Below are 17,098 nucleotides of genomic sequence, written 5' to 3'. Positions count from 1 at the left end.
CGGCTTCCCCTGGTGGGGAGCCGGCCGACGGCGTTCTACCCGTTCGGCGGTAGCGCCCCACCCCGCCGGCGCACCCCGGGTGCGCCGGCGGAGGCGGGCACTTCTGATGGGCTGTGAGGTGACACACGTCCCGGAGGAGGTCCCCATGCCCGCAGCCGCCCGAGTGCGCTGGGCAGTGATCGCCAGCACCGCGGTGGCCGTGGCGGTCAGCGGGTGCAGCAGCAGGAACGGGCCCGGCGCCGGCGGCAGCGGGGGCGCCGGCGGCGTCGTGCAGGCCTGGTGGGGCGATCCGCAGAACCCGTTGGAACCGGCCAACACCAACGAGGTGAACGGCGGCGCGGTCGAGGGCATGATCTTCACCGGGCTGGTCGCGTACGACCCCAGGACCAGCAAGGCCTACAACGCCAACGCCGACTCGATCACCACCGCGGACCAGCAGAACTGGACGGTCAAGCTCAAGCCCGGCTGGCGGTTCAGCGACGGCACCCCGGTCACCGCGAGTTCCTACGTGGACGCCTGGAACTACGGCGCGCTGATCACCAACAAGCAGGTCAACGCCAGCTTCTTCCAGTACGTCCAGGGCTACGCCGACGTGGCGCCGGCCTCCGGTCCGCCCACCGCGCAGACCATGTCGGGTCTGAAGGTGGTCGACGACAACACCTTCACCGTCGCGCTCAGCCAGAAGTTCTCCACCTGGCCGCAGACCCTCGGCTACACCGCCTACTTCCCGTTGCCCCGGGCCTTCTTCAGCGACCACGCGGGCTACCTCAACAAGCCGATCGGCAACGGCCCGTACCAGATCACCTCGTGGACCCGCAGCCAGCAGATGCAGCTGCGGCCCAACCCGGACTACAGCGGGACCAACAAGCCGCAGAACGGCGGCATCGACCTGAAGGTCTACACCGACACCAACGCCGCCTACGCCGACCTGCTGTCGGGCAACCTGGACATCGACAACGGCCTGCCGAACAGCGCGCTGAAGACCGTCCAGACCGACCTCGACGGCCGTTACCTGAACCAGCCGGCGGGCATCAACCAGACCCTCTCGTTCCCGCTCAACCAGCCGCAGTGGAGCGGGAACAACGCGGCGACGGTCCGCCGGGGCATCTCGATGGCGATCGACCGGGCCGCCATCACCAAGGTGGTCTTCAACGGCACCCGCACCCCTGCCACCGACTGGACCTCCCCGGTGCTGGGTGACGCCGGCGGCTTCAAGGAGGGCCTCTGCGGGGACGCCTGCACCTACGACGCGGCCAAGGCCAAGGCGCTGATCCAGCAGGGCGGTGGGTTCCCCGGCGGCCAGCTGAGCATCAGCTACAACGCCGACGGCCCGCACAAGGAGTGGGTCGACGCGGTCTGCAACAGCATCAACAACACGATGGGCAACACGAGTTCGTGCGTCGGGCGGCCGGTCGGCACCTTCGCCGACTTCCGCAACCAGATCACCGGCAAGCAGCTGACCGGGCCGTTCCGGACCGGCTGGCAGATGGACTACCCGCTGATCCAGGACTTCCTGCAGCCGATCTTCACCACCGGCGCCTCCTCCAACGACTCGCACTACGGCAACCCGCAGTTCGACGCGCTGGTCAACAAGGCCAACGCGGAGCCCGACCAGGGCACGGCGGTCGGCGTCTTCCAGGACGCGGAGAGGCTGCTGGTCACCGACATGCCGGCGATCCCGCTCTGGTACCAGAACGGCACGGCCGGCTGGTCGTCCCGGGTCTCGAACGTGATGCTCGACCCGTTCAGTGTCCCGGTCTACACCAACGTCACCGTCAAGTAGCCGACGACAATGGGACGTTACGTCATCAGGCGGCTGCTCCAGATGATCCCTGTCTTCATCGGGACCACCTTCCTGATCTTCGTCATGGTGCACGCGTTGGGCGACCCGGTCAACGCGCTCTTCGGTGACAGGGCGCCCGACCCGGCGGTCGCGGCGCAGATCCGGGCCGAGTACAACCTCAACGACCCGCTCTGGCTGCAGTACCTCAAGTACATGGGCAACCTGTTCCGTTGGGACTTCGGGACCACCTTCAGCGGCCAGCCGGTGACCTCGCTGCTGGCCGCCGCCTACCCGACCACGCTCCGGCTCACCGCGGTGGCCTTCGTCATCGAGGTGGTCCTCGGCATCGCACTCGGGCTGCTCAGCGGCCTGCGCCGGGGCCGGCTGGCGGACAACGCGGTGCTCGCCCTCACCCTGATCGTGATCTCGATCCCGACCTTCGTCACCGGCTACGTGCTGCAGTACCTGGTCGGGGTGAAGTGGGGGATCCTGCCGGCCACCGCCGGCGAGGAACTGAACCTGCAGTCGCTGCTGCTGCCCGGTCTGGTGCTCGCCTCGGTCTCGCTGGCGTACGTCGCCCGGCTGACCCGGACCACCGTCGCGGAGAACTCCCGGGCGGACTACGTGCGCACCGCGGTGGCCAAGGGACTGCCCCGGCGCCGGGTGGTGGTCAACCACCTGCTGCGCAACTCGCTGATCCCGGTGGTCACCTTCCTCGGCACCGACCTGGGCGCGCTGATGGGCGGCGCGCTGGTGACCGAGCGGATCTTCAACATCCACGGTGTGGGCTTCTACCTCTACCAGGGGATCGTCCGGCAGAACAGCAACACCGTGGTCGGTTTCGTGACCGTCCTGGTGATCGTCTTCCTGGCGGCCAACCTGCTCGTCGACCTGCTCTACGCGGTCCTGGACCCGAGGATCCGGTATGCCTGACCAGGAGCGGTACTCCGAGTCGAACCCGCTCGCGGACGCCGGCACCGAGGCCGAGGAGATGCCGAGCGCGGTCGAGAACCGCACCTTCGGCCTCGGCACCATGGAAGGTCAGACTTTAATCAAGGCGGAGCGGTTGACGGACCACCCGGAGGCCCCGGCCGGCGACCAGCGGGTGGCGCCGCGGAGCCTCTGGCAGGACGCCTGGCACGACCTGCGGCGCAACCCGGTCTTCCTGGTCTCCGGGGTGCTGATCCTCTTCCTGCTGCTGATGGCGATCTGGCCCGGCCTGCTCACCTCCACCGACCCGCTGAAGTGCGACCTCTTCCGGTCGCAGGAGGGGCCCACCGCGGGCCACCCGTTCGGCTTCGACACCCAGGGCTGCGACGTGTACGCCCGGACGGTCCACGGCGCCCGGGCCTCGATCACCGTCGGCGTCTGCGCCACCGCGGGCTCGGCCCTCGCCGGCACCGTGCTCGGCGGCCTGGCCGGCTTCTTCGGCGGCTGGTTCGACTCGGTGATCTCGCGGATCGCCGACGTCTTCTTCGGCATCCCGATCCTGCTCGGCGGGCTGGTCTTCCTCTCGGTCGTCCCCGGCCAGTCGATCTGGATCGTGGTGGCCTTCATCGTGGTGCTCGGCTGGCCGCAGATCGCCCGGATCGCCCGCGGTGCCGTCATCACCGCCAAACAGCAGGACTACGTGACGGCGGCCCGGGCGCTCGGGGCGGGCAGCGGCCGGCTGATGCTGCGGCACATCCTGCCGAACGCGGTCGCGCCGATCATCGTCGTCTCGACCATCGCGCTGGGCACCTACATCTCGCTGGAGGCCACCCTGAGCTTCCTCGGAGTGGGGCTCAAGCCACCGACGGTCTCCTGGGGCATCGACATCTCCTCGGCCTCGGACACCTTCCGCAACGCGCCGCACATGCTGCTCTTCCCGGCGGGGGCGCTGAGCATCACCGTGCTGGCGTTCATCATGCTGGGCGACGCGGTCCGCGACGCGCTCGACCCCAAGCTGCGCTGAGAGAGGGCGGGCCATGAGTACCAGCGTGAGCGCGGAACGGACCGACCCCCGGGCGGTGGCCGGCGCGGTCGATCCGGACGCCCCGCTGCTCGACGTGCGCCAGCTGCACGTGGAGTTCCGCACCCGGGACGGGGTGGCCAAGGCGGTCAACGGCGTCGACTACTCGGTCCGGGCCGGCGAGACGCTGGCCATCCTCGGCGAGTCGGGCTCCGGCAAGTCCGTCTCGGCGCAGGCCGTGATGGGCATCCTGGACAGCCCGCCCGGCTTCGTCACCGGCGGGCGGATCCTCTTCAAGGGCCGCGACCTGCTGACCCTCGGCCAGGAGGAGCGCCGCCGGATCCGCGGGTCGCAGCTGGCGATGGTCTTCCAGGACGCGCTCTCCGCGCTCAACCCGGTGCACACGGTCGGCGCCCAGATCGGCGAGCTGTTCCGGGTGCACCGCGGGCTCTCCCGCAAGGACGCCCGGGCGAAGGCCGTGGCGCTGATGGAACGGGTGCGGATCCCGGCGGCGGCGCAGCGGGTGGGGGACTACCCGCACCAGTTCTCCGGCGGCATGCGGCAGCGGATCATGATCGCGATGGCGCTGGCCCTGGAGCCGGACCTGATCATCGCGGACGAGCCGACCACCGCGCTCGACGTCACCGTGCAGGCGCAGGTGATGGACCTGCTCGCCGAGCTGCGGGCCGAGTACCGGATGGGCCTGATCCTGATCACCCACGACCTGGGCGTGGTGGCGGACGTCGCGGACAAGATCGCGGTGATGTACGCCGGGCGGATCGTGGAGTCCGCGCCGGTGCGCGAGCTGTACGCCCGGCCGGCCCACCCGTACACCCGGGGCCTGCTGGACTCGATCCCGCGGCTGGACCGGAAGGGCCGGGAGCTCTACGCGATCAGGGGCCTGCCGCCCAACCTGCTGCGGATCCCGCCGGGCTGCCCGTTCAGCCCGCGCTGCCCGCGGGCGCAGGACCTCTGCCGGACCACCCTGCCACCGCTGTACCAGGTGACCGAGGACGACGGGAGCCCGCTGCCGGGCCGGGCCAGCGCCTGCCACTTCTGGAAGGAGACCCTCCATGGCTGACGGCGCCAGCTCGCTCGGCGCGGCTCGCTCGGCGGCGCCGGCCTTCGCCCGGACGGTCCGCGGCGGCGAGCCGATCCTGCAGGTCAGCGACCTGGTCAAGCACTTCCCGCTGACCCGGGGGGTGGTCTTCAAGAAGCAGGTCGGTGCGGTGCGGGCGGTGGACGGGGTCTCCTTCGAGCTGGCGAAGGGCGAGACCCTGGGGGTGGTGGGGGAGTCCGGCTGCGGCAAGTCGACGCTGGCCAAGGTGCTGATGAACCTGGAACCGGCCACCGCGGGCTCGGTGCGGTACAAGGGCGAGGAGATCTCCCGGCTCTCCGGGGCCCGGCTGAAGGCGGTCCGCCGCAACATCCAGATGGTCTTCCAGGACCCGTACACCTCGCTGAACCCGCGGATGACGGTCGGCGACATCATCGGGGAGCCGTTCGAGATCCACCCGGAGGTGGCGCCGAAGGGCGACCGGCGCAGGGCGGTGCAGGACCTGCTGGACGTGGTCGGGCTGAACCCGGAGTACCTCAACCGCTATCCGCACCAGTTCTCCGGCGGTCAGCGGCAGCGGATCGGGATCGCCCGGGGGCTGGCGCTCAAGCCGGAGGTGATCATCTGCGACGAACCGGTCTCGGCGCTGGACGTGTCGGTGCAGGCCCAGGTGATCAACCTGCTGGAGCAGCTGCAGCGGGAGTTCGAGCTGTCGTACATCTTCATCGCGCACGACCTGTCGATCGTGCGGCACATCTCGGACCGGGTGGGGGTGATGTACCTGGGGAAGCTGGTGGAGATCGGGACGGACCTGGAGATCTACGAGCACGCGACGCACCCGTACACCCAGGCGCTGCTCTCCGCGGTACCGGTGCCGGACCCGGCGGCGCGGGAGGCGGCGCTCTCCGGCGGTGGCCGGGGGAGGATCGTGCTGACCGGGGACGTGCCCTCACCGGCCAATCCGCCGTCCGGCTGCCGGTTCCGCACCCGCTGCTGGAAGGCCCGGGAACGCTGTGCGACCGAGGTCCCGCTGCTCGCGGTCCCGGGGTGGCTCTCGGGGGCGGCGGCGCACGACTCGGCGTGTCACTTCGCGGCGGAGCGCGAGATCAAGCGGAGCGCGGCGGAGCGCGAGCGCGGGCAGAGCACGGCGGAGCGCGAGGTCGAGCCGGGCGAGGACTCCTGAAACGCCGTGGGCCCGGAGCGAATCGCTCCGGGCCCACGGCGTTCCAGCGACCGACTCAGTCCTCCGCGGCGTCCTCCGCGGCGGCGGCCGGCTTCTTGGGCCGGGACGCCTCGACCCGCCGGGCGGCGGCGTCGCCGTCCTCGGGGAAGTGGCAGGCGGTCAGGTGCCCCTCGGTGCTGCCGCCGAGCTGGATCAGCGGCGGCTCCTCCGTCGAGCACTTCTCCTGCGCCTTCCAGCAGCGGGTGCGGAAGCGGCAGCCGGACGGCGGGTTGAGCGGCGACGGGACGTCACCGGTCAGCCGGATCCGCTCGGTGGCGAGGTTGTCCGGGTCGGCGTCCGGAGCCGCCGACAGCAGGGCGTGGGTGTACGGGTGGCGCGGCCGCTCGTACAGCGAGTCGCGGTCCGCGATCTCGACGACCTTGCCCAGGTACATCACCGCGACGCGCTGCGAGAAGTGCCGCACGATCGACAGGTCGTGCGCGATGAAGACGAAGGCGATGCCGAGCTCCCGCTGCAGTCGCTGCAGCAGGTTGACGACCTGCGCCTGGATCGACACGTCCAGTGCGGAGACCGGCTCGTCCGCGACGATCAGCTTCGGGTTGAGCGCGAGCGCCCGGGCCACCCCGATGCGCTGGCGCTGGCCGCCGGAGAACTCGTGCGGGAAGCGGTTGTAGTGCTCCGGGTTGAGACCGACGGTCTCCAGGAGCTCCTTGACCCGGGCCTCCCGGCCGCCGGGCGGGTTGATCCCGTTGATCTCCATCGGGCCGGAGATGATGGTGCCGACCGTGTGCCGCGGGTTCAGCGAGGCGTACGGGTCCTGGAAGATCATCTGGATCTCGGACCGGATCGGCGCCAGCTGCTTGCGGGAGGCGTGCGTGATGTCCTGACCCAGGTACTTGACCGACCCGCCGGTCGGCTCCAGCAGCCGGGTGAGCAGCCGGCCGGTGGTCGACTTGCCGCAGCCGGACTCGCCCACCAGGCCGAGGCTCTCGCCCACGCCGACGTTGAAGGTCACGTTGTCGACCGCCTGGACGGCACCGACCTGGCGCTTGAACGGGAAGCCGCCCATCACCGGGAAGTGCTTGGTGAGGCCGTCGACCTCCAGCAGGGGGGTGCCGGGGGCCGGGGCCTTGGCGGCCGGCTCGGTCAGAGTCTGCTCTGCGCTCATGGGATTTCCTTGGCTCCTTTACCGAGGCTCAGCTGCTCAGCCGGGGCAGGATCTGCTCGGTGAGGATGGACTGCTTCTGCGCGGGGGTGAGGTGGCAGGCCGAAAGGTGTCCGTTGGCGATCTCCAGCGCGGGACGATCGGTCACGCACTTGTCGTCGGCGACCAGCTCACGGTACGCGCAGCGGGGGTGGAACGCGCAGCCGGTCGGCGGGTTCAGCAGGCTCGGCGGGGTGCCCGGGATCGGCTCCAGCGGGATGTCCACCGAGGCGTTGATCCGCGGGATCGAGCTGAGCAGGCCCCAGCCGTACGGGTGCTGCGAGGACTTGAGCACCTCGCGCATGGTGCCGCGCTCGACCGCCCGGCCCGCGTACATCACCAGCACGTCGTCGGCGATCTCGCGGATCACGCCGAGGTCGTGGGTGATGAAGATGATCGAGGTGCCGAACTCCTGCTGGAGGTCCTTCAGCAGGTCGACGATCTGCGCCTGGACGGTCACGTCGAGCGCGGTGGTCGGCTCGTCGGCGATCAGCAGCCGGGGGTTGCAGACCAGCGCCATGGCGATCATCGCGCGCTGGCGCATACCGCCGGAGAACTGGTGCGGGTAGTCGTCCACCCGGGTCTGCGGCTGCGGGATGCCGACCTTGGCCAGCATCTCGATGGCCCGCTCGCGGGCCTCCTTCTTGTTCGCCCCGGTGTGCTTCATGAACGGCTCGGCGATCTGCCGGCCGATCGTGTAGTAGGGCGAGAGCGCGGCCAGCGCGTCCTGGAAGATCATCGCCATCGCGTTGCCGCGGAGCTTCTCCAGCTCCTTCTGCGAGCAGCCGAGCAGCTCCTGGCCGTCGAGCTTGATCGAGCCCTCGATGGTGGTGTTCTTCGGGTTGTGCAGGCCCATCACGGCCAGGTTGGAGACGGACTTCCCGGAGCCCGACTCACCGACGATGCCGAGGGTCTTGCCCCGCTCGATGTCGAAAGTGAGGTTGTTGACGGCGTTGACGATGCCGTCCTCGGTGCGGAACCGGACACGCAGGTCACGCACCGAGAGGAACACGTCGCTGGCCTGCGGTGCGGGGGCGGCCTCGGACTTGGTGAGGGTGCTCACGGTCGGATCTCCTCGAAAGCGGGGTGGTGCGGAACTGGCAGGGGCGCGGTGGAGGAGGTCATCCCAGCCGGACCCGGGGGTCGAGGAGAGCGTAGGCCGCGTCGACGACGATGTTGAAGACGATGATCGCCGCCGCACTGAAGATCAGTACGCCCAGCTCCAGGTAGAGGTCGTTCTGACGGACCGAGTCGACGGCGAGGAAGCCGAGGCCGTGGATGCCGAAGGTGAACTCGGTGACCACCGCGCCGGAGAACACCGCGCCGAGGTCGATACCGAAGATCGTGATGATCGGGGCCATCGCACCGCGCAGGGCGTAGCGCCACCAGACGTAGCCGCTCGACATGCCCTTGGCCCGGGCGGCCCGGATGTGGTCCTCGGAGAGCTGCTCCAGCATCAGCGAGCGGACCTGGCGGGTGTAGTTCGACCAGAAGATCACCGACATGACCAGCCAGGGCAGGAGCATCCCCATGAAGCAGCCCCAGGGGTCCTGGGTGAGCGGCACGTAGGAGGGCTGCGGCAGCCAGCCCAGGTTGGTGACGAACAGACCCATGGCCAGCGGGCCGAGGAAGTAGATCTGGGTGGACTGGCCGACCAGCGAGATCGAGCTGGCGATCCGGTCCATGATGCCGCCCTGCTTCCAGGCGGAGATCATGCCGAGGCCGACACCGATGGTCAGGAAGCAGACGGCACCACCGATGGCGAGCACGAAGGTCGCCGGGTAGCTGGCCTCGATGCGCGGCCAGACGAACTGGTGGACGTTGTACGAGTAACCGAAGCAGGGCGCGGCGCACTGGCCGATGTCCGTGCCGTAGTTGTGGCCGACGAACAGGCCGCTGAGGTAGTCCCAGAACTGCACGTAGATCGGCTGGTTCAGGTGCATGTTGACCCGGATCTGCTCCAGCAGCTGCGGGGTGCAGGTCTTGGAGCAGGCGAGCTGAGCCGGGTCGGTCGGGAGTGAGAAGAACGCGAAGTACGTCAGGGCGATCAGCAAGAAGAGAATGACGATCGCGCCGAGCGCCCGGCGGACGAGAAATCGGAACATGGGGATGAGCTCTTCCGAGTGAGGGCGCCTGCGGCGGCCGCGTCGTGGAGAGTGCGACACCCGGGTTGCGGGTGGTCGGCACGTGGCCCGGGTAGGGCCACCCGATGCGGGGTGGCCCTACCCGGGAGGAGCGGTCCGGAGGACCGCTCCGGGTCCGGTGCTTACTTGACGTACATGCTGGACGGGTCCAGCGCGCCGACGGCCGGGCTGTACGCCACGCCGCCCACGCCCGCACCGTAGATGCTGAAGAGCTTGTCGTAGGCGTACGGGATCTGCGGCACGTCGGTGGTGAGGATCTTGTCAGCGAGGGCCATCCACTGCGGGGCGGCCTGGTTGACGTCCGCCACGCTGTTGATCTGGTCCATCTGGGCGTCCATCGCCGGGTCGTTCAGGTGCGAGTAGTTGTTCGAACCATCGGCGACCTGCCGGCCGTCCAGGGTCGGCGGGATGACCGTCGAACCGACCGGCCAGTCGGCGCCCCACCCGGTGCGGTAGAGGTCGAAGCCGTTGTCGACCTTGCCGACGATCGTGTAGTAGCTGGTGGCGTCGATGTCCTTGCTCTGGGCCTTGAAGCCGGCCTGGTTGAGCTGGTCGACGATGACCGCGGTGATGTTCTGCCACTTGGTGGTGTTGGCGTACGCGATGGTGATCGGGTAGCCGAGCTTGCCCGCGGCCTGCAGCATCTGCTTGGCCTTCGCCGGGTCGCCCATCGGGTTGGCGGCGATGCCCAGCGGGTCGGTCTTCTGCCAGCCGGCCATGGTCGGGCTCATCAGGTTGCCCGCGACCTCGGCGGCGGCGGCGCCACCCTCCTGGCGGATCACCTGCGCGGCCGGGAAGGCCGTGGCCAGCGCCTTGCGGACGGCGACGTCGGTGACGCGGCTGGTGTTGATGCTGTAGACGTCGACGAACGGCTGGAACTGGTTGACCGAGCGGGCCTTCAGGTCCGGGGTCTTCTCGATCTGGTCGATCAGCGTCGTGTCGGCGTTGGCCGACAGGGTCACCGCGTCCTTGTCCGGACCGGAGCCGTTGATCAGACGCTGGGTCAGCAGCGGCTGCGGGACGTTGAGCTGGATGTCCCACTCGTCCGCGTACTGGTGGCGCACCGAGTCGGTGTTCGGGTCCCACTCGGGGTTCTTGACCAGCACCAGCTCGGTGTTGGCGGTGTACGACTTGATCTTGTAGGGGCCGATCGAGACCGGGTGGGCGTTGTACGCCTGCTGGTCGTCCTTCGAGGCCTCGATCGCGGTCGCGTCCTGCTCCGCCATCGCGTACGGGGCGTCGGCGTGCGGGGCCAGGAAGTGGAAGACGATGGTCTTCGCGTCCGGGGTCGCGATGACCGAGTCCGGCAGCGACTGGCCGCCGTACGGGCCCTGGTAGACCTGACGGTAGTTCGGGCCGGACAGCCAGGTCTGCAGGTAGAGCGGGCCGCTGGTCTGGTACGAGGCGTAGAGGCGCTCGATGGCGTACTTGACGTCCTTCGAGGTGATCGGCGTGCCGTCCTCGAACTTCAGGCCGTCCTTGAGGGTGTACGTCCAGGTCTTGCCACCGTCCGAGGACGTACCGGTGTCGGTCGCCATGTCACCGACCAGGATGGTCTTGCCGGTGGTCGGGTCGGTCTTGTAGTTGGTCAGCTGGCGGGTGTACAGCGAGCTGATGGCCTGGAGCTGGTTCTCGTAGATCTGGCTCGGGTCGAGGTAGTCCAGACCGGTCGGCTCCAGGTCGGTGATGGTGCCACCCGACTGGGCGCCGGGAACCGGCTTCGCCGGGCCCTGCGAGTCGGCCGCGGTGCCCAGGGACACGGTCTGCGTGCTGGCCGTCACGTTGGCCTGGGCGCCCGCCTTGCCGCTGCCCCCGCCGCAGGCGGTCAGCGTCAGGGCGCTGACGGCCACGAGCGCCGGCATGAGTGCTGCCTTGCGAAGTCTCATTGGTTCCTACCTGTCACTGGTCATAGGTGGGTCTAAACCAGCGCGGACCGGCGGGGCGACGCTGCCCCGGGGTGGCCGGACTGGGGGGCACAGCAGGTGATGCGTGGGGGTGGTGCTGCCTTGCGGGGGTGGAACGGCTAGCGGATGGTCTTCGGGTCGAGCGCGTCGCGGACCGCGTCACCGAAGAGGTTGAACGCGACGGCGAAGATCGTGAGGGAGAGACCCGGGAAGAACAGGTAGGTCAGGTCGTTCTGGTAGTTGTTCGCCGCGTCCTGGAACATCAGGCCCCAGTCCGGGGTGGGCTCCACCATGCCGACGCCGAGGAAGGAGAGGCCGGCCTCGGTGGTCACCATCAGCGGGAGGAGCAGGGTGACCTGCACCAGGATGGTGGTGGCCAGGTTCGGCATCAGCTCCTTGAAGATGATGCGCCAGGGCGAGGCGCCGGCGATCTTCGCGGCCTCGATGTACTCGCGTTCTCGCATGCTGAGGGCCAGACCGCGGAGCAGACGCGCGGTGGCCATCCAGCCGAGCACGGCCTGTACCAGGACGATCGCGAGGACCCGGACGTAGGTCGGGGTGGGGTCCTGGGCCGGCACGAAGAGGTTGAGCACGACCGGGGTGAAGGCGATGAAGAACAGCTGGCTCGGCATGGCGAGCAGCAGGTCGCAGAAGCGGCCGACCAGGTAGTCGAAGCGGCCGCCCAGGTAACCCTGCGCGACACCGATCACGATGCCCAGGACGGCGCAGACGATGGTGATCAGCAGGGCGATCCCGAGCGAGGTCCGGATGCCGTAGATCAGCTTGGTGAAGATGTCGTACCCGGTGATGGGCGTGAGCCCGAACCAGAACTGGCTGCTGATCCCGCCGCCGGCGCCGACCGGGACGCCCGAGTCGTCCAGCAGGCTCATGTCGCGGGTGCCGTAGGGGATGTACGGCGACTTCCCGTAGAGCGAGGCGATCACCGGCGCGAAGATCGCGACCAGGATGTAGAAGATCACGATCCCGGCGCAGATCACACCGATGCGGTTGCGCTTGAAGCGGCTCCAGGCAATCTGGCCCGGGGTGCGCCCGAGGAACTCGCCCGGCTTGTTGCCGGTCGGCCCCGTCGCGGACTCGACGACGACCGGATCGGTCTCAGTCGTGTCCTCAGTTGGCGTCGTCATGGTGCGAAAGCTCCCGCCGGTGGTCTGTGCAGCAGCAACGAAGAAGAAAGTTGGTCGAACGGACTCTCGCAACTCGTTTATCGAACGTCAAGAGTTTCTCTGTGGCTGGACAGCCAGTTTTGGCTTCGTTCTGGAATGTCAATCACTTCGTAGCTTCTACCTACTTGACACCCTCATAACGAGACGTACCAAAACGGACATACCTGGGCATAGCGCGTTCATGAGTTCGTAACGTGGGCTTAGTGGCACCGGTATCTGGACGCACCGTCCTGCTGTTTGTGTGGTCGATGCGCGTAGATCGGGGTGTCCGGTTTGTGGTGGTAGGAGGGGATTACCGGGCGGTTTTTTGTGTCCGCATACCGGACGGATTTGGCGGGAAGCCGCCATTGGCGACTATTCGTCGCCCTTTAACGGGCCCTTCGGAATCCATTGGATGAGGAGCTGCCCAACTGTCGTGTCGGTTACACGCCACTGGCGGGAAGTCGCCGGGAATGACGTCGAGGCCCCCGGAACTGGAGGGTTCCGGGGGCCTCGCACGCGATTTTTGACATGCTCACATGCGGAACGTGAATGTGCGGTCCGCGGTGGTGTTCTTGTCGTACACGGAGGCGATTGCGTCCGCCACGGCCTGGGGGGTGATCGGAGCCAGAGTGCCGTCGCTCTGACGGAACTTGAGCCCGGCGAAGACCGAGCCCATGGCGTTGCCCAGCTCGTCCAGGTTCCACTGCGGGCCGATGTTGCCCGAGTCGTCCGGGGCCAGGGTGAGGGCCTTGGCGGCCGTGACGTTGCCGAAGAGGAACTTCTTGCTGCCGGCGACCACGATCACCTTGCCGCTGGTGATCGCCTTGCCGAGACCGTCCGCGGCCTGCTGCAGGGCCTGGGTGGTGACCTTGGGCTGGGCCGCGGTCAGGGGCAGCGTGATGGTGCCGTCCGACTTGCCGTCGGCCCGGTCCTGGTAGGCCTGGACGACCTGGTTGACCGCGGAGTTGTCGTCGATCGCCTGGCCGGGCTGACCCGGGACCACGACCGTGGTGCCGTCGGGGGAGAACTGGACGTAGCCCTCCTTGAAGCCCTGTGACAGCTGGGCGGCCAGGCTGTCCAGCGCGGCCTTCAGCTTGGCCCGGTCCACGTTGACCACCGGCGGCACGTTCTTGGGGCTGCCGGGGATCGAGCCGATCACGGTCACCGGGTCGTAGCTGTGCTTGGTCAGCCCGTCCACGGTGGCCGTGGTGTCGAAGCTCAGGCCGGCGGTGGCCGGGTCGAGCGAGACCGGCTGGGTGCCGAGCTTCAGCGCCATCGGCTGCTCGCCGATCTTGCCGACCGTGCTGTCGAGCAGGTGGACCGCCTGGTCGCGGCTGTCACCACTGATGTCGGTGCCCAGCACGGTGGTGCCGCGCGGGACGTCCGCCTGGTTGAGCATCAGGCCGGTGCCGTAGACCGCCGCGCCGACGAAGAGCGCGCCGCCGACCGCGTAGACCAGCAGCTTCTGGGCCCGCGGCTTGGGCTTGGGCTTCGGCTTGGCCGCCGCCGGGGCGGGGGCCGGCTCGGCCTCGACCGCGACGGTGGTCGGGCCGCCCTCCGGCGCCGGCTGGCCGGTGGGCTCGCCGCCCGGCACTCCGCCCGGCACTCCGCCGGCCTCCGGCTGGGAGGCGCCGCCGCGGAACGGTGCCGGATCGGCCGGGTGGGCGGCGGTCGGCGCGGTGGCGGTGCCACCACGGCCGGGTGCGGCGCCGTAGATCCCGGTCACCGGCAGGCCCGGTATGGCCTCGGCCGGGTCGCCGGGGATCGGGGCGAAGCCGCCGATCTCGGTGTCCTCGGGGTCGGTCGCGGACTCGGTGGTGAACCGGCCGTCGGTGAAGCGGCCCTCGGGGACCGGGCCGGGCTGCGGCTGGGTGCGGGCGAACCGGCCCGGCGCGCCCGGGGTGCCGGTGGGCCGGTTGGCGGCCGGACCGTTGCCGAACGCGTCGCCGCCGGCGGGGCCGGCCGAGTACGGGTCGCTCGGGACGCCCTGGAACGGGCCGCCGTGGTTGGCCGCCGGGGCCGGCTCGCCGGGCCCGGTCGCGTACGGGTCCGTGGGGTAGCCCGCCGACGGGGCGCCGAACGGCTGCCGGGTCTCGGCCGGGTGGTCGGCGGTGGCGAACGGCGGGGCCGGTGCCTCGGCCGGGCGCGGCACCGGGATCTGCTGGGTGGCCTCGTTGGAGAAGGCCGGGGCCGCCGGCGGTGCGGGCTGGCGCTCGGGCGCCTGGAACGGCGAACCGCTCGCGAAGCCCGGCGCCGCCGCGGGGGTCGGAGCCGGGGCCGCGGCCGGCGTCGGTTCCGGCCGGACCCGCTGCCGTGGTCGGAACCACTCGCCGGTCGACTCCGCCTCGGCCGGCTGTCCCGCGCTCGACCTCTGGGGGGCCGGCTTCGGGGTGCCGCCGGGCGGCGTCTGCCACTCGGGCGGCAGGGTCGGCGGGGAGCCGGGACGCGCGCCCGACTCCATCACGCCGACCACCGGCTCGGCCGGCGCACCCGAGCGGTGCCGCGGCCGGTTCGGCTGCCCGTCCGGGTCGCCGCCCGGCTCCTCGGGTTTGACGGGGCTTCGGACCACGACCGGCGGGATCGGCCGTGAGCCGGGGATGTTGATCGAGATTCGGGTGGTCAGCGTGGTCTCGGTCTTCGGGATGTCCGGCTCGGGATCGGCGGGGGCCTGGGCCGGCTCGAACCGGTAACCGCGGCCGAGGGTCGAGGACGGGTCGCCGTCCTGGCCGAAGCCGTTCCCCAGACCCGGGATCCCGTACGGGGGAGTGCCCGACGGGTAGGCGTCGGGGCCCTCGCCCGGCCGGCGGCCGGGGGCGCCGCCGCGACGGGGCGACGGGTGGGCGTTGTCAGATTCGCGGCTGCTCAATGCTGCTCTGCTCCGGGTTCACGGTCGGGGCTGTCGGACCACCGGCCGCGGGTTGCTGGGGCGTCCGGCCGGGCGTATGGCGCGGCCGACAATGCTGCGGCACCACCATACTGGGAACGACTGAGTGGCGAACTGATTCCGTTAGAAGACGATACGTCCGGTTCCGCACGGTTGACCCTACGGCCGAACGGCGCTGACTGCCCGTCGTGCGCCGACATCCGGGGAGTCCTCGGGGAATCTCGTCCGGTGCTCAGTCCCGCTGTCGCGGGATGCCGAACGGGAACGGCGACCGGGTGGGCAGGGTGGCGCAGATCACCCCGATCACGGCGCCGCCCAGCAGGTAGGCGTAGGCGTTGACGCCGGCCGCGAGCACGAAGTCGCCCTCCGGCCGAGGGGCCATCAGCACCATCAGCACCAGGAACCAGCCGATCAGCGGCATCCCGGCGCCGAGCTTGGTCCCGGTCAGCCGCAGGCCGCCGTAGAAGACCGCGGCGGCGGCCGCCAGCGCGAGCAGCAGGCCGACCGGGCTCCACAGGGCCTGCACGAAACAACCGCAGAGCGCGACCAGCGCGCCCAGCACGAGGAGCGCCAGGTAGCCGGTGATCCGGGCGCCACGGGACGGCAACGGTTCGGCGAGCCGCTGGGAGCGGGTGCCGAGCAGCAGGTGCAGTGGGTTGTTCATCACGCCTCGATTCCGGCGAACAGGTCGGACTCCGGCCGGCCGGGGCCGGGCTCGCCGTGGACCAGCTGGTAGTACTCGGTCGCCAGCAGCGGCTGGCCGAGGCCGTTGCTCAGGGCGAAGAACTCGCCCGAGACGGTGATCTGGGTGGCGTGCGCGCGCATCGCCGCGGCCTTGCGGTCGGCGTAGCGGCCGTTGTCCAGCACGGTGGTGATCACCCCGTCCTCGACCACCCCGGGGACGTCGGCGGGCTCGGCGACCCGCGGGAAGTGCGCGGCGGCCGCCCGCAGGCCCGTGGCCAGCACCTCGGCCGGCATCCGGTTCCAGTAGACCTTGGCGATCGGCCAGGCCGGGCCGAGCTCGGGCCGGAAGCCCGGGTCGGCGGCCAGCCGGTGGGCCCGCATGGCGACCCGGTGCGCCTGGATGTGGTCCGGGTGGCCGTAGCCGCCGTCCTCGTCGTAGGTGACCAGCACCTGCGGCCGGACCTCGCGGATCACCCGGACCAGGTGGCCGGCGGCCTCGTCCACGTCGGCCCGCCAGAAGCAGCCGGGGCGGTCGTTCTCGGGGACGCCCATCATGCCGGAGTCGCGGTAGCGACCGGGGCCGCCGAGGAAGCGGACGTCGGTGACGCCGACCTCCCGCATCGCGGCGGTCAGCTCACCGATCCGGAAGTCGCCCAGGCCGTCCTCCCGATCCGCCGTCAGGTGCGCCAGCTCCGGCGGGATCACCTCACCGCCCTCGCCGAGGGTGCAGGTCACCAGCGTGACCTGGGCGCCCTCGGCGGCGTACCGGGCCATGGTCGCGCCGTTGCCGATCGACTCGTCGTCGGGGTGGGCGTGCACCAGCAGCAGGCGGCGGGCGGGAACAGCGGTCATGGGGAGCAGCCTAAGCGAACCGCCTGTTCGCGAGGAGTGCGGCTAGAGCTTCAGGCCGTTGATCATCTCGGCGAGGTTGCTGGTCACCTGCTGGATCGACGGTGCGATGGTGCTGTTGGCGAGGTAGAAGCCCAGTAGTGCGCAGACGATCGCGTGGGCCAGTTTGAGGCTGGACCGGCGGATCAGCACCACCACGATGACCAGCATCAACATGGCCGCGGAGATGGACAAAGCCATGACGGCTCACACCCCTTCTCGGGTGCGCCGCCCCGGCGGGCGGCGGTCG

At 70.0% G+C, this 17,098-nt stretch carries 14 protein-coding genes; 5 read left to right on the top strand and 9 right to left on the bottom strand.

Translation table 11 applies throughout. From position 1 onward, the window contains the following. The first annotated feature begins 145 nt into the window (after positions 1-145). The 5 genes from ACIGXM_RS07570 to ACIGXM_RS07550 are packed head-to-tail and all read left to right on the top strand — an operon-like array spanning position 146 to position 5,974. Positions 146-1,783: an ABC transporter substrate-binding protein gene (locus ACIGXM_RS07570; RefSeq protein WP_396557880.1), complete on the top strand. Its 1,638-nt coding sequence runs from the start codon at positions 146-148 to the stop codon at positions 1,781-1,783. Positions 1,784-1,792: 9 nt separating this feature from the next. Continuing rightward, positions 1,793-2,716 carry an ABC transporter permease gene (locus ACIGXM_RS07565; RefSeq protein ID WP_396557878.1) on the top strand — a complete coding sequence of 308 codons (924 nt, stop codon included), beginning with the start codon at positions 1,793-1,795 and terminating at the stop codon, positions 2,714-2,716. A gap of 58 nt (positions 2,717-2,774) precedes the next feature. Continuing rightward, a complete protein-coding gene (locus ACIGXM_RS07560) occupies positions 2,775-3,737 on the top strand; it encodes an ABC transporter permease (RefSeq protein ID WP_396558365.1) in 963 nt (320 codons plus the stop codon). Positions 3,738-3,750: 13 nt separating this feature from the next. Then, on the top strand, positions 3,751-4,815 hold the full coding sequence (locus ACIGXM_RS07555; RefSeq protein WP_396557876.1) for an ABC transporter ATP-binding protein: 1,065 nt from the start codon (positions 3,751-3,753) through the stop codon (positions 4,813-4,815). After that, on the top strand, positions 4,808-5,974 hold the full coding sequence (locus ACIGXM_RS07550) for an ABC transporter ATP-binding protein (protein ID WP_396557873.1): 1,167 nt from the start codon (positions 4,808-4,810) through the stop codon (positions 5,972-5,974). The genes ACIGXM_RS07555 and ACIGXM_RS07550 overlap by 8 nt, the downstream gene beginning before the upstream one ends. A 55-nt stretch (positions 5,975-6,029) precedes the next feature. Here ACIGXM_RS07550 and ACIGXM_RS07545 read toward each other — a convergent pair whose 3' ends face one another. The 9 genes from ACIGXM_RS07545 to ACIGXM_RS07505 form a co-directional block, all read right to left on the bottom strand. Further along, positions 6,030-7,142 (bottom strand): ABC transporter ATP-binding protein, encoded by a 1,113-nt coding sequence (locus ACIGXM_RS07545; RefSeq protein WP_396557871.1) that lies wholly within the window; start codon positions 7,140-7,142, stop codon positions 6,030-6,032. A 28-nt stretch (positions 7,143-7,170) separates the two neighbouring features. Next, positions 7,171-8,241 (bottom strand): ABC transporter ATP-binding protein, encoded by a 1,071-nt coding sequence (locus tag ACIGXM_RS07540; protein ID WP_396557869.1) that lies wholly within the window; start codon positions 8,239-8,241, stop codon positions 7,171-7,173. Positions 8,242-8,299: 58 nt separating this feature from the next. Beyond that, positions 8,300-9,283 (bottom strand): ABC transporter permease, encoded by a 984-nt coding sequence (locus tag ACIGXM_RS07535; RefSeq protein WP_396557867.1) that lies wholly within the window; start codon positions 9,281-9,283, stop codon positions 8,300-8,302. A gap of 161 nt (positions 9,284-9,444) precedes the next feature. Continuing rightward, the gene (locus ACIGXM_RS07530; RefSeq protein ID WP_396557865.1) at positions 9,445-11,184 is read right to left on the bottom strand and encodes an ABC transporter substrate-binding protein; all 1,740 of its coding nucleotides are present in this window, start codon (positions 11,182-11,184) and stop codon (positions 9,445-9,447) included. Between the two features lie 161 nt (positions 11,185-11,345). Continuing rightward, on the bottom strand, positions 11,346-12,371 hold the full coding sequence (locus ACIGXM_RS07525; RefSeq protein WP_396557863.1) for an ABC transporter permease: 1,026 nt from the start codon (positions 12,369-12,371) through the stop codon (positions 11,346-11,348). Positions 12,372-12,924: 553 nt separating this feature from the next. Then, entirely contained in the window at positions 12,925-15,258 is a 2,334-nt protein-coding gene (locus tag ACIGXM_RS07520; protein WP_396557861.1) for a peptidoglycan binding domain-containing protein, read from the bottom strand. 250 nt (positions 15,259-15,508) lie between these two features. Then, complete coding sequence (locus ACIGXM_RS07515; protein ID WP_396557860.1) at positions 15,509-15,940, bottom strand: DUF6113 family protein; 432 nt, start codon at positions 15,938-15,940, stop codon at positions 15,509-15,511. Further along, the gene (gene mshB, locus ACIGXM_RS07510; RefSeq protein ID WP_396557858.1) at positions 15,940-16,812 is read right to left on the bottom strand and encodes an N-acetyl-1-D-myo-inositol-2-amino-2-deoxy-alpha-D-glucopyranoside deacetylase; all 873 of its coding nucleotides are present in this window, start codon (positions 16,810-16,812) and stop codon (positions 15,940-15,942) included. The genes ACIGXM_RS07515 and mshB overlap by 1 nt, the downstream gene beginning before the upstream one ends. Before the next feature lie 42 nt (positions 16,813-16,854). Further along, positions 16,855-17,049, bottom strand: a complete 195-nt coding sequence (locus ACIGXM_RS07505; RefSeq protein ID WP_396557856.1) for a DUF2304 domain-containing protein — start codon at positions 17,047-17,049, stop codon at positions 16,855-16,857. Between the last annotated feature and the right edge of the window lie 49 nt (positions 17,050-17,098).

The organism is Kitasatospora sp. NPDC052896 (assembly GCF_044547075.1).
Lineage (GTDB): Bacteria > Actinomycetota > Actinomycetes > Streptomycetales > Streptomycetaceae > Kitasatospora.
The sequence above is the reverse complement of the archived record's forward strand: the minus strand, read 5'-3'. Positions and strand labels throughout refer to the sequence as shown.

Coding starts and splice junctions, on each gene's coding strand:
- ACIGXM_RS07530 (WP_396557865.1), bottom strand. CDS start 11,184: ATGCCGGCGCTCGTGGCCGTCAGCGCCCTGACGCTGACCGCCTGCGGC.
- ACIGXM_RS07525 (WP_396557863.1), bottom strand. CDS start 12,371: ATGACGACGCCAACTGAGGACACGACTGAGACCGATCCGGTCGTCGTC.
- ACIGXM_RS07560 (WP_396558365.1), top strand. CDS start 2,775: ATGCCGAGCGCGGTCGAGAACCGCACCTTCGGCCTCGGCACCATGGAA.
- ACIGXM_RS07555 (WP_396557876.1), top strand. CDS start 3,751: ATGAGTACCAGCGTGAGCGCGGAACGGACCGACCCCCGGGCGGTGGCC.
- mshB (WP_396557858.1), bottom strand. CDS start 16,812: ATGACCGCTGTTCCCGCCCGCCGCCTGCTGCTGGTGCACGCCCACCCC.
- ACIGXM_RS07550 (WP_396557873.1), top strand. CDS start 4,808: ATGGCTGACGGCGCCAGCTCGCTCGGCGCGGCTCGCTCGGCGGCGCCG.
- ACIGXM_RS07515 (WP_396557860.1), bottom strand. CDS start 15,940: ATGAACAACCCACTGCACCTGCTGCTCGGCACCCGCTCCCAGCGGCTC.
- ACIGXM_RS07570 (WP_396557880.1), top strand. CDS start 146: ATGCCCGCAGCCGCCCGAGTGCGCTGGGCAGTGATCGCCAGCACCGCG.
- ACIGXM_RS07535 (WP_396557867.1), bottom strand. CDS start 9,283: ATGTTCCGATTTCTCGTCCGCCGGGCGCTCGGCGCGATCGTCATTCTC.
- ACIGXM_RS07505 (WP_396557856.1), bottom strand. CDS start 17,049: ATGGCTTTGTCCATCTCCGCGGCCATGTTGATGCTGGTCATCGTGGTG.
- ACIGXM_RS07565 (WP_396557878.1), top strand. CDS start 1,793: ATGGGACGTTACGTCATCAGGCGGCTGCTCCAGATGATCCCTGTCTTC.
- ACIGXM_RS07545 (WP_396557871.1), bottom strand. CDS start 7,142: ATGAGCGCAGAGCAGACTCTGACCGAGCCGGCCGCCAAGGCCCCGGCC.